The sequence below is a fragment of the Pseudomonas sp. NFACC56-3 genome, from assembly GCF_900100025.1.
Taxonomy (GTDB): Bacteria; Pseudomonadota; Gammaproteobacteria; order Pseudomonadales; family Pseudomonadaceae; genus Aquipseudomonas; species Aquipseudomonas fluorescens_AA.
On the sequence record NZ_FMTK01000019.1, the window covers coordinates 99,302 to 112,059 of the forward strand.

General features: G+C 63.1%; 8 protein-coding genes. All 8 read right to left on the reverse strand.

Features of this window, described 5'->3' with window-relative positions; genetic code table 11:
• Positions 1–201 precede the first annotated feature (201 nt).
• The 8 genes from BLO80_RS22155 to BLO80_RS22195 all read right to left on the reverse strand — a co-directional run bounded on the left by BLO80_RS22155 (position 202) and on the right by BLO80_RS22195 (position 12,619).
• Positions 202–1,677 carry an efflux transporter outer membrane subunit gene (locus BLO80_RS22155; protein ID WP_092330314.1) on the reverse strand — a complete coding sequence of 492 codons (1,476 nt, stop codon included), beginning with the start codon at positions 1,675–1,677 and terminating at the stop codon, positions 202–204.
• Positions 1,674–4,778 (reverse strand): efflux RND transporter permease subunit, encoded by a 3,105-nt coding sequence (locus BLO80_RS22160; protein WP_092330316.1) that lies wholly within the window; start codon positions 4,776–4,778, stop codon positions 1,674–1,676. Before BLO80_RS22160 ends, BLO80_RS22155 begins: the two co-directional genes overlap by 4 nt.
• A gap of 178 nt (positions 4,779–4,956) precedes the next feature.
• Positions 4,957–8,052 (reverse strand): MdtB/MuxB family multidrug efflux RND transporter permease subunit, encoded by a 3,096-nt coding sequence (locus tag BLO80_RS22170; RefSeq protein ID WP_092330323.1) that lies wholly within the window; start codon positions 8,050–8,052, stop codon positions 4,957–4,959.
• Positions 8,049–9,362 (reverse strand): MdtA/MuxA family multidrug efflux RND transporter periplasmic adaptor subunit, encoded by a 1,314-nt coding sequence (locus BLO80_RS22175; protein WP_092330326.1) that lies wholly within the window; start codon positions 9,360–9,362, stop codon positions 8,049–8,051. Before BLO80_RS22175 ends, BLO80_RS22170 begins: the two co-directional genes overlap by 4 nt.
• A gap of 191 nt (positions 9,363–9,553) precedes the next feature.
• A complete protein-coding gene (gene tpx / locus BLO80_RS22180; RefSeq protein WP_018602018.1) occupies positions 9,554–10,054 on the reverse strand; it encodes a thiol peroxidase in 501 nt (166 codons plus the stop codon).
• A gap of 118 nt (positions 10,055–10,172) precedes the next feature.
• Positions 10,173–10,847: a DUF3313 domain-containing protein gene (locus BLO80_RS22185; protein ID WP_092330328.1), complete on the reverse strand. Its 675-nt coding sequence runs from the start codon at positions 10,845–10,847 to the stop codon at positions 10,173–10,175.
• Positions 10,848–10,939: 92 nt separating this feature from the next.
• On the reverse strand, positions 10,940–11,434 hold the full coding sequence (locus BLO80_RS22190) for a hypothetical protein (RefSeq protein WP_092330331.1): 495 nt from the start codon (positions 11,432–11,434) through the stop codon (positions 10,940–10,942).
• A 204-nt stretch (positions 11,435–11,638) separates the two neighbouring features.
• On the reverse strand, positions 11,639–12,619 hold the full coding sequence (locus BLO80_RS22195) for a LysR family transcriptional regulator (protein ID WP_092330334.1): 981 nt from the start codon (positions 12,617–12,619) through the stop codon (positions 11,639–11,641).
• Positions 12,620–12,758: the final 139 nt, after the last annotated feature.

Below are 12,758 nucleotides of genomic sequence, written 5' to 3' on the forward strand. Positions count from 1 at the left end.
GAACTATACCAAGCCATCGCGACAGGACGTAGGCAGTGCATCGGCCAAAAGCGGGACTTACAGCGCCCCCCTGTGAGAGCGAGCTTGCTCGCGATAGCGGTGGGTCAGCTTGCAGCGATGGCGAATGTACCGCCGTTATCGCGAGCAAGCTCGCTCCCACAGGAACTTTCGATGCACACAACCCCCTTCGAAATACCTGCGCTACTCGCCCGCCTGTAGCTGCCCATCCCAACCACCGCCCAACGCCGCAATCAGTTGCACGCTGGCAATCAAGCGGCTCTGTTGCAGGCTCAGCATGCTGCGCTCGTTGCTCAACGCGGTGGCCTGGACGGTGACCACGTCGAGGTAGGCAATCAATCCGGCCCGGTACTGGTTCTGCGTCAGGCGCAGGGATTCCCGGGCGGCGTCCAGGGCTTCCTGGCGTACGCGGGCTTCGTCTTCCAGCACCTTGAGCTGGATCATGTAGTTTTCCACCTCGCGCAAGCCATCGAGCACGGTCTGACGATAGGTGGCGACGGTCTGGTCATACGCCGCGACGGTGCGGTCGACTTCCGCCGACCGCTGGCCGCCATCGAACAGCGTCATCGCCAGTTGCGGCCCTACCGACCAGAAGCGGTTCGGCACGCTCACCCAATTGTCGTAGGTACTGCTGCTGTAGCCGCCACTGAGGCTCAGGGTCAAGTCCGGGTAATACGCGGCCTTGGCGACGCCGATGTTGGCATTGGCGGCCATCACCGAGCGCTCTGCCGAAGCGATGTCCGGCCGGCGCTCGAGCAGTTGCGAGGGCAGCGCCACCGGGATCTGCGGCAATGCCGGGATGTCCTGGACCTCGGCCAGGTTGAACTCCGCCGGCGGCAGGCCGATGAGCACGGCGATGGCGTTTTCGAACTGGGCTCGCTGCCAGATCAGGTCAATCAGGTCGCCCTGGGTGGTCTTGAGCTGGTTTTGCGCCTGGGCCACCGCGTCCTTGCCGGAGACCCCGGCACGGTACTGATTTTCGGTCATTTTCAGCGAGCGCTGATAGTTGTCGACGGTGGTCTGCAACAAACGCTTCTGTTCATCGATCACCCGCAATTGCAAGTAGTTCTGCACCAGCTCCGATTGCTGGCTCAGGCGCATCGCCGCCAGGTCGGCGAAACTGGCTTGCGCGCTCGCCTCGTCGGCTTCCAGGGTGCGGCGCAACTTGCCCCACACGTCCGCCTCCCAGCTGACGCCAGCCTGGGCGTTGTAGGTGTCGCGAATGCCGCTGGACGAACTGCTCAGGCTCGAACTGCTGCTGCCGGTGCCCTGGCTGGAGCGCGTCTTGCCAACGGTCAGGTCTACGGTGGGGAAAAACGCGCCACGGGCATTGCGCACCAGTGCCCGGGCCTGCCGGTACTGGGCTTCGGCCTGGGCCACGGTCTGGTTGGAGGCGTTGAGCTTGTCCACCAGGCTGTTGAGTTGCGTATCGCCGTAGAGCTCCCACCAGGCGCCCCGGGCCAGGGCATCGCTGGGGTTCGCCTGGCGCCAGCCCTGGGCCTCCTTGTACTGCACCGGGGCGGCTGCCGCGGGGCGCTGGTAATCCGGGCCGACGGCGCAGGCGCTGAGCATCGCCACGCACAGCACCAGGCTCAGCACCCGCGAGCCACGGGCGGTCGCCAGCGTTGCGGCAAGATTGAAAGGCGGACGGTCGGTCATAGCGGAGTTTCCAGGGCAGCATCGGTGCGCACGCCACGCCAGCGGTTGAAGCGATGGCGCAGCTTGTCGAGGTAAAGGTAAACCACCGGCGTGGTGTAGAGCGTCAGCACCTGGCTGAACACCAGCCCGCCGATGATGGTCAGGCCTAGCGGCTGGCGCATTTCCGCGCCCTCGGCGGCGCCGAGCAGCAGCGGCAAGGCACCCAGGATCGCCGCCAACGTGGTCATCAGGATTGGCCGCAATCGCAGCAGGCAAGCGCTGCGGATCGACTCCAGCGGCGTCTGCCCGGCACGTTCCAGTTGCAGCGCCAGATCGATCATCAGGATGGCGTTTTTCTTCACCACGCCGATCAGCAGGAACAGCCCCAACAGCGAGATCAGGCTGAACTCGCCGCCCAGTGCGTAGATCGACAACAAGGCGCCGACCCCGGCCGATGGCAAGGTGGACAGGATGGTCAGCGGATGAATATAGCTTTCATACAGCACGCCCAGCACCAGGTACACCGCCAGCAACGCGCCGAGAATCATGAACGGCTGGCTCTTCTGGGTGGCGGCGAACGCGTCGGCGGTGCCGGCCATTTTCGCGATGACATCCTCGGGCAAGCCAACTTTGGCAAGGGCCCGTTCGATGGCGGCGGTGCCCTGCTCCACCGTCACGCCTTCGGCCATGTCGAAGGAGATGCCTTCGGAAGCGAACTGGCCCTCGTGGCTGACCCGGTCGTCCTCCAAGCTGTTTTCATAATGAGCAATGGCCGACAGTGGCACCCTCGCCCCGTCGGCGGTAATCACCTGGACCTGTTCGAGGGTCTTGGGGTCCTGGGCATACTTGGGATTGACCTCCATCACCACCTGATATTGGTTGAGGCTGTCGTAGATGGTGGAAATCTGCCGCTGGCTGTAAGCGTTGTTCAACACGGTGGTAACCATGTCCATGTCGATGCCCAGGCGCTTGGCCTGGTCGCGGTCCACCACCAGCGTCACCTGCTGGGCGCCGCCGCCGTCACGGGCGTCGATGGCGGTCAGTTCCGGCAGCGCGCGGAAGGCCGCCACCACCTTGGGATACCACATGCGCAGGGAAGCCAGGTCACCACTTTGGAGGATGTAGGCATATTGCGAGGTGGTCTGCTCGCGGCCACCGCCAAATTGCAGGTCCTGGTCAGCCATCAGCATCAATTGGCCACCGGGGACCTTGGGCATTTCCTTGCGCAGGCGTTCGATGACTTTCTGCGCGGAAATCCCGCGCTCCTTGATCGGTTTGAGACGCACCAGCATGAAGGCATTGTTGGTGCCGTTGTTGCCACCGATGAAACCGGCGACGCTCTGCACCGCCTCATCCTTGAGCACGGCGCGGCGGAAGATTTCCATCTTCGGCTGCATCACGTTGAACGACAGCCCGTCGTCGCCGCGCACGAAACCGATCAGTTGGCCGGTGTCCTGCTGTGGCATGAAGGTTTTCGGCACCACCACGTACAGCGCGAAGTTCACGCCGATGGTCACCAGCAGGCTGAGCAAGGTCAGGCGTCGATGGCGCAGCACCCAGTCCAGGCTGATGGCGTAACCACGGACCATCCGCTCGTTGAGCCCCTGGCTCCAGCGCTGCAAGCGGTTTTCCTGCCCCGGTACGTGAGGCTTGAGCCAGCGGGCGCAGAGCATCGGCGTGAGCGTCAGCGAGACCACCAGCGAAACCACGATGGAGGCCGCCAGGGTGATGGAGAATTCGCGGAACAGGCTCTCGATGATGCCGCCCATGAACAGGATCGACAGGAATACCGCCACCAGCGAGACGTTCATCGACAGCAACGTAAAGCCGACTTCTTCGGCGCCCAGATAGGCGGCTTTCATCGGTGGCACGCCTTCGTCGATGTGCCGGGAAATGTTCTCCAGCACCACGATGGCGTCGTCCACCACCAACCCGGTCGCCAGGATCAACGCCATCAGCGACAGGTTGTTCAAGGAGAAGCCGTACAGGTACATCACCGCAAACGTGCCCACCAGCGACACCGGTACCGCCAGGGTCGGGATCAGGGAGGCGCGGAAGTTGCCGAGGAACAGGAACACGACCAGCACCACCAGGGCCACGGCGATCAGCAAGGTCATTTCCGCTTCATGCAGGGTGGCCTTGATCACCGGCGAACGGTCCATCGCCAGGTTCAGCTTGACGCTGGCCGGCAGCACCGCCTGCAACGCCGGCAGTTGCGCCTTGATTTCGTTGACCGTCTCGATGATGTTGGCCCCGGCCTGGCGGTTGATCACCAGCAGCACGGCGGCATCGTTGTTGAAGAAACCGCTGTTGTAGCGATCCTCGACGCTGTCGGTGACTTTCGCCACGTCCTTGAGCCGCAGGACCGAGCCGTCCTGGTAGCGGATGATCAGCGTTTCGTAGTCCTTGGCCTTCTCCAACTGGTCGTTGGCCTGGACCTGCCACATGCGCCGGTCGTCCTCCACCGAACCCTTGGGCCGGCGTACGTTGCTGTCGGCGATGGCGGTGCGCACATCGTCCAGGGCCACGCCGTACTGATTGAGCAACTGTGGCTCCAGTTCGATGCGCACCGCTGGCAACGAACTGCCGCCGATCTGCACCTCGCCGACGCCCGACACCTGGGACAGGCTCTGGGACAGGATGGTGGACGCCAGGTCGTAGAGCTGGCCTTTTTCCAATACATCCGAGGTCAGCGACAGCACCATGATCGGCGCCTGGGACGGGTTGACCTTCTTGTAAGTGGGCATGCTGCGCATGCCACTGGGCAACAGGTTGCGCGACGCGTTGATGGCCGCCTGCACTTCCCGGGCGGCGCCGTTGATGTCACGGTCCAGGTCGAATTGCAGGATGACCCGCGTAGAACCCTGGCTGGAACGGCTGCTCATGGTGTTGACCCCGGCGATCGCGCCGAAGGAACGCTCCAGGGGCGTTGCCACTGTCGAAGCCATCACCTCGGGGCTGGCCCCTGGCAGGTTGGCCTGGACCACGATCACCGGAAAATCCATCTGCGGCAGCGGCGAAACCGGCAGCAGGCCGAAGCACACGCCACCGAGCAGCATGATGGCGAAGCTCAGGAGCATGGTCGCTACGGGGCGGCGGATGAAGGGGCCGGAGAGGTTCATCGGCCGCCGCTCCGAGCTTCAGACCGAAGACCGAAAAGAATGACCGGGCTCTTGTGGCGAGGGAGCTTGCTCCCGCTTGAGTGCGCAGCGCTCACAAAAGGGGCCGCTGCGCAGCCCAGCGGGAGCAAGCTCCCTCGCCACGGGAAGCCCGTTCCGCCCAGGTTTTCGGGCGCTGCTGTCATACCCGCACCTCTTTCCCTTCAGGCCTGGCAAACCGGCGGCCCAGGCGATCGAAATACAGGTAGATCACCGGCGTGGTGAACAACGTCAGGACCTGGCTCACCAACAACCCGCCCACCATCACCAAGCCCAGGGGCTGGCGCAATTCGGCACCGGAACCGGTGGCGAACATCAGCGGTATGGCACCGAACAACGCCGCCAGGGTGGTCATCAGGATCGGGCGGAAGCGCAGCAACGCCGCCTGGTAGATCGCCGTCTGCGGGTCCATGCCCTGGTTGCGCTCCGCGTCGAGGGCGAAGTCGATCATCATGATCGCGTTCTTCTTGACGATGCCGATCAGCAGGATGATGCCGATGATCGCGATCATGCCCAGGTCATTGCCGCTGAGGATCAACGCCAGCAAGGCGCCAATGGCCGCCGAGGGCAAGGTGGAAAGGATGGTGATCGGATGGATGTAGCTTTCGTACAGCACACCCAGGACGATGTACATGGTCACCACCGCCGCCAGGATCAGCAGCAAGGTACTCGACAACGACGCCTGGAACGCCTCGGCCGCGCCTTGGAATTCGGTCTGCACGCCCACCGGCATGCCGATGTCCCGCTGGACCTTTTCGATCACCTCCACCGCATGCCCGAGGGCCACGCCCGGCGCGAGGTTGAACGACATCATCACCGCTGGAAACTGGCCGATGTGGGCAATCGCCAATTGCGCCTGGCGCTCTTCGACCCGGGCCAGGCTCGACAACCGCACCTGCCCGCCATCGGTGGTCTTGACGTGAACCTGGTCCAGCGCCTGCGGCCCGAGCCGCTCCCCGGCCTGGGCCTGCAACACCACGCGGTACTGGCTGGCCTGGGTGTAGATGGTGGAGATCTGCCGCTGGCCGAAGGCGTCATACAGCGCATCGGTGATGTTCGACACCGAGACGCCCAGGCGTGAAGCCGCGTCGCGGTCGATCACCAAGTAGACCTGCAAGCCCTTGTCCTGCAGGTCGCTGGCCACATCGGTCAGCTCCGGCTGGCGGCCCAGGGCCTCGACCAGGCGCCCGCTCCAGAGGCTGAGCAACTCGGCGTCCGGCGATGACAGGCTGAACTGGTATTGGGTACGGCTGACCCGGTCTTCGATGGTCAGGTCCTGCACCGGCTGCATGAACAGGCGAATGCCCACCAGTCGATCCAGCTGTGGCTGCAAGCGGGCAATGATCTCGGTGGCGCTGTCATCCCGTTCGCTGTGGGGCTTGAGGTTGATCAGCAGGCGACCGCTGTTGAGCGTAGCGTTGTCGCCGTCCACGCCGATGTAGGACGACAGGCTCTGCACCGCCGGGTCGGCGAGGATCACCTTGGCCAACTGCTGCTGGCGCTCGCTCATGGCGGCAAAGGAGATCGATTGCGGCGCCTCGGAAATGCCCTGGATCACCCCGGTGTCCTGCACCGGGAAAAAGCCCTTGGGCACGGCCAGGTACAGCACGACCGTCAGCACCAGGCTGCCCACCGCCACCAGCAGGGTCAGTGGCTGATGCTTGAGCACCCACTGCAACTTGCGCCCGTAGGCAGCGATCAACCAGTCGATCCAGGCGCCGCTGGCGCGGTAGAAACGGCCCTGCTCTGCTTCCTTGGGCTCGCGCTTGAGCAAGCGGGCGCACATCATCGGCGTCAGGGTCAGGGACACCACCAGGGAAATCAGGATCGCCACCGCCAGGGTGATGGCGAATTCGCGAAACAAGCGCCCGACCACATCGGCCATGAACAGCAGCGGGATCAGCACGGCGATCAGCGACAGGGTCAGGGAAATCAGCGTGAAGCCGATCTGCTTGGCGCCCTTGAGCGCGGCCTGCAACGGGCTGTCGCCCTCCTCGATGAAGCGGGCGATGTTCTCCAACATGACGATGGCGTCGTCCACCACAAAACCGGTGGCGATGGTCAGGGCCATCAGGGTCAGGTTATTGATGGAGAAACCGGCCAGGTACATCACGCCGAAGGTACCGATCAACGACAACGGCACGGCCACCGACGGGATGATCGTGGCACTGACGCGACGCAGGAACAGGAACGTCACCATGACCACCAGGGCGATGGCAATCAGCAATTCATGCTGCACGTCGGTGACCGAAGCACGGATGGTCTGGGTGCGGTCGGTCAGCACGGTGACGTCCAGGCCGGCCGGCAGGTTGTCGGTGATGCTCGGCAGCAAGGCCTTGATCCGGTCCACCACCTCGATGACATTGGCCCCCGGCTGGCGCTGGATGTTCAGCAGCACGGCCTGGTTTTCGTTGGCCCAGGCGGCAAGGCGTTCGTTTTCGGCCCCGTCGACGATCTGTGCAACATCCTTGAGCCGCAACGGCGCACCATTGGCGTAGGCCAGGATCAGCTCGGCGTAGTCCTTGGGCGAGGTCAGCTGGTCGTTGGCGTCGAGCATCGAGACCCGGGTCGGGCCGTCGAAGTTGCCCTTGGGCTGGTTGACGTTGGAAGCCCCGATCAACGTGCGCACATCCGCCAGGTTCAGGCCGTTGGCCGCCAGGGCCTCGGGGTTGACCTTGATTCGCACGGCCTGGCGCTGGCCACCGGCGATGGTGACCATGCCGACGCCGCTGATCTGGGCGATTTTCTGCGCCATGCGGGTGTCCACCAAGTCATTGAGCTTGGGCAGCAGCATGGTCTTGGAGGTGATCGCCAGGGTCAGCACCGGGGTGTCGGCCGGATTGACCTTGTTGTACACCGGCGGCGCCGGCAGGTCCTTAGGCAGCAGATTGGTGGCCGCATTGATCGCGGCCTGCACCTGCTGCTCGGCGACATCCATGTTGATGTCCAGGTTGAAGCGCAAGGTGATCACCGACGCGCCGCCGGAACTGGTGGAGGCCATTTGCGTCAGGCCCGGCATCTGCCCGAACTGCCGCTCCAGGGGCGCGGTGACCGCACTGGTCATCACATCGGGGCTGGCGCCCGGGTACAGGGTCATCACGCGGATGGTCGGGTAGTCGACCTGGGGCAATGCCGACACCGGCAGCAACCGGTAGGCGATCAGGCCGGCGAGGATGATCGCCAGCATGCTCAGGGTGGTGGCGACCGGGCGAAGAATGAACAGCCGCGAGAGATTCATGCGCCGCCCTTGTTCGCCTTGTCGGCCTCAACCGGCTCAGGCACCGCCGCAGACTTGCCCTGCAAGTGCTCGGTCGGCGTGGTGGGCACCTCCTGGCTGTCGTTGACCACCTCCACTTCGCTGCCTTCCTTCAGGCGATCGGTGCCTTCGAGCACCACCCGGTCGCCAGCGGCCAGGCCTTCGGTGACCACGGTGTTCGTGCCGTCGCTGGCCCCGATCTTCAGCTTCTTGATGGTGACCTTCTTGTCGCCCTCCAGGGCGTAGACGAAGGTGCCATTGGTGCCGAACTGGATGGCCGCCGTCGGCGCCAGGACCACGCCTTTGAGGGTGTCGGCCAGCAGGTGGACGTTGACGAACTGATTGGGGAACAGCGACTGGTCGCGGTTCTCGTAGCGAGCCTTGAACTTCAAGGTGCCGGTGGTGACATCGATCTGGTTGTCCAGGCTTTGCAACACGCCACTGGCCTGGCGCTTCACGTCACCCCGGTCCCAGGCTTCGACGGGCAGCTTCGCCCCGCTGCGATAACGGGTGAGCACGGTGTCGAGGTTGTTCTCCGGCAAGGTGAACACGACGCTGATGGGTTGAGTCTGGGTAATGACCGCCAGGGCCGTGCTGTCGTTGGCCGCCACCAGGTTGCCGATGTCCAGTTGGCGCAAGCCCACGCGGCCGGTAATCGGCGCGCGGATCCTGGTGAATTCCAGGTTGAGCTTGGCGTCGTTGACCGCCGCCTGATTGGTCTTGACCGTGCCCTGGTACTGGCCCACCAAGGCCGCGGCGGTGTCGAGGGTCTGCTTGGCAATACTGTCTTCGGCGTACAGGCCGCGATACCGCTCAAGGTCGACCTGGGCATTTTTCAGTTGGGCCTGGTTCTGCAACAGCGTGCCTTCGGCCTGGAGCAAGGCGTTCTGGTACGGACGTGGGTCGATCTCGGCCAGCAAGTCCCCAGCCTTGACCATTTGCCCCTCTTCGAAGGCGATCTTGACCAGTTCGCCACCCACGCGGCTACGCACGTTGATGGTGTTGAGGGCCGTGACCGTACCCAGCGCCTTGAAGTACAGCGGGAAATCCCCGGTCACCGCCGGCGCCACCCGCACCGGAATCGGCCCCGTCGCCCCACCGAACCCCGGCCGCATGCCACCCGAGCGTCCCACGTGCCCCGTCGCGGCCTTGTCCCCCGCCCCCGGCTTCTGGGCCGAACCATTGGGCCAGAACTTCCAGGCCAGCGCCGCGACGGCCAACAGGACGAACAGGCCGAACAGCCAGCGACGGGAATTGCGGGAAACAGACGATTGCATGGAGTGATCAACCATTGGGCGCGTGGACTTCTTTTACGGGAGGCTGAACGATAAGCACTGACGGGTATTTAGCAAAGCGCCTTTACCGGCAATTTACGTTGGGCTTACCTTTCAAATAGTCGGCTAAGACCTTGAAGCACAAAAGAAAACGGCCTGGACAGGGCCAGACCGTTAACAATTGTAATAAATACCTTATTTCATTCCACTTATTTCAGAACAGCCAGGGCCGCGTCGTAGTTCGGCTCTTCGGCGATTTCCTTGACCAGTTCGCTGTGCAGCACAGTGTCGTTTTCATCCAGCACGACCACGGCACGGGCGGTCAGACCTTTCAATGGACCGTCGGCAATCGCCACGCCGTAGTCCTGGATGAACTCGGCACCGCGCAGCGTGGACAGGTTCTGGACATTTTCCAGGCCTTCGGCACCGCAGAAGCGCGCCTGGGCAAATGGCAGGTCGGCGGAAATGCACAGCACCACGGTGTTGTTCAGTTCGTTGGCCTGAGCGTTGAATTTGCGCACGGAGGTGGCGCAGGTCGGCGTGTCGACGCTTGGGAAAATGTTCAGCACTTTGCGCTTGCCGGCGAAGTCCTTCAGGGAAACGTCCGACAGATTGCCGGCGACCAGGGAAAAGGCTGGTGCCTTGGAACCGGCTTGTGGCAACTGACCGTTGACTTGGACCGGGTTGCCTTTGAGGGTGACTTGAGCCATGAACGGATTCCTTCTGACAGTTTGAAAATGGTGAGGCCGGAGTTAACCACGAAATGCTCGCGCGACCTATGGGCGGACATAAAAAGACGTGGCGTCGACACCCCGGCGACGGTAAGGGTTATTTGGCCTTGAGCTGCAGAAACGACTGATGCAAATCCGACGCCCAGCCATCAATGACCCCTTTGACATCATCGGGCTTCATGACCTGGGATTCGTTGGACAGCGGCTTGCCCGTGCCCTTGCGCACCACCTGGGCGACCACCGCGTTGTTGCCTCCGTCGAGAAAAACCGCTTCGGTGCCCAAGGTGGTTTCCTGGTCGCGAATACCGCTGGCGGTGCTGACAGCGGCCGCCACCAGCGCAATCGGGACCACCTCATACGGTTTCAAGCCTTCGGTCTTGCTACTGACAGCCGTGATCGCCGCCCGTATCACCAATACACCTGGCCCTGGGACGGTCGCCAGGGGCAAGGACTTGCCCGCCTCCCGCATGAGGGCCTGATCGTAATACGCGGTGATGCCCGACAGCGTGGCCTGGGGGATCTTCACGGTCGGCTGCGGCTTGGGATAAAGCTGCGTCGGCTCGATATAGAGGCTGGTGTACTTGTTCAGATCGATCTTCGGATCGACCCAACGCATGACCTCGGCCCCCGACGGCGACTTCTCTTCCTTGAGCCGGCTGTAATCCCCCAGGAACCCGGAATATTCATCCGGCTGGGTGACTTTGCTCGAACAACCCGCCAAGACGAGCGAGGCTATGCAGATGCTGCCAATCATCATCGACGCGAACTTCATGCTGTCACTCCTGTAAGCCACACGAGGCGGGGCCGGAACTACAGGTATAGCCAATGGGCAGTTTTTTGCCTGCCCTGAAAAGAACAAGTGATTCAGCCGCGCTCGCGAGGTATCAAGCTCTGTAATTGTTGTGCGAGGAAGTTTGCATCGAAGGCAAACGTGTCGGGGTCCTTCAACCCATTGGTCCGGCGCCATTGCCATTGCGTCGATGGCGGCTGGCACACCAGGGAAATGCTGCCGTGACGGGTCGCGGCCAAGCCGATGATCGACAAAGAAACCAAGCCGCCCACCCCCATCACATCCGGCACGAACTCCACCGGTTTACCGGTAATGGCCAAGGTCAGTTTTTCAGTCTTGAAAGCGGATGTTTCTACCGGAACGTTCGATCCGTGGGCCACATACGTCTCACGGCTCAGTTCCAGCAAGCCGAGCGCCATGACCGGCGCCAGCCATTGTTCGATTTGCCCGTACAGCGCCTTGATCTGTTGCGCCCAAACCGCCGACTGGGCCTGGTGCAGTTGTTTCTTGTGCGCTTCGCTGTCGGCGTAGTGACGAAGCATCTCGCCCAGTTGCTGTACATCGTCCATGGGCCGATCCTCGGTTAGGGAGTGCTGCGAAGCTGGATGATGACAGGTCCAAGACGCTGGCGTACGTAAAAGCCACTTTACCTGCGTGGCTGATCCTTCAGCGCAGCCGCGCCATGGCGAGGGTGTCCGCCGGCATTGATGTCGAATGAACGACCGCTATCGCGAGCGAGCTCGCTCCCACAGAGAGGCTACTTCCTGCGTCGGTCAGGCCTGGAACCAATCCCGCCGCTCATCCAGGGTGTGGTGGATCAGTTCACACAGCATCTGCACCTCCGGCGAGCCTTCGGCCTGGGCATTGACGGCCATCCACAAGTACCGTTGCATCGACAGGCCGAACACTTGCGGCAACGCCACCAGGCCTCGGTCGAAGCGGCTCATGTACTGCGGCAACAGACCGATGCAGGCGCCGCAGCGAATCATTTCCAGCATCAGTTCGTAGGATTGCACCTGCACCACGCCGGCCCGGCGTTGTTCGATCAAGGCGTTCCACGGTGCGAAGCCGTCCACGTGTCGGTCCGCCTGCCATTGCACCAGCCTGTAATCGTTCAGATCGTCCAGGCAGTCCGGGCGCGTGGCCGGGCGTGAGTAGCGCTTGGCGATGTGCGGTACATAGTCCAGCCGCGCCAGTCGATCCGCGGGCAACGTGGCGAAACTCGGCCCCGGCCCCAACGTGTGGGCATCACTCAACCACAGCACCAGGTCGGCGCTGACGGCTTGCAGCGCCAGGTCACTGTCCAGGGTGATGATCTGCAGCCGCACGCTGGCGTTGCGTCGCAGCAATGAAATCAGGTCACGGCCCAGGATGTCATGCAGTATCGACTCGGCCACGGCCAGGCGAATCAAGGGTTGATCGTTCAAGGGCGGCGCGCTTTCGTGGGCCAGGCTGATCAAGCGCGCCTGCAACTGCCGGCCCTCGCGGCTGAGGGTCAAGGCGCTGCCCTGGAAGCTGAACAGCGAACGCTGCAGGCGCGCCTCCAATTGCGCCAACTGCTTGCGCAGCCAGGTCGCCTTGACGTTGAGGCTGCGGGCCGCTTGCATGAAGCAGCCGCAACGGGCACTGACCAGGAAGCACTGCGCTACCTGCGGCTCGATACCGCCGGCCATGGCCAGCCACGGGTCGGGGGCACGCAACGGTGTGCGGTATGCGGTGACAGCCTGGCGTCCTGCGGGCTCGATGAAGGTCATGGGTGACTCCCTGTCGGTTGTACGAAGTGGCGAGGGGATTTATCCCCGTGGGTCGCGAAGCGGCCCCCTTGGCTTGAAATCCATCAGGTCTGACACTGAAGGATATTGATAGGGGCTGCTACGCAGCCCAACGGGGATA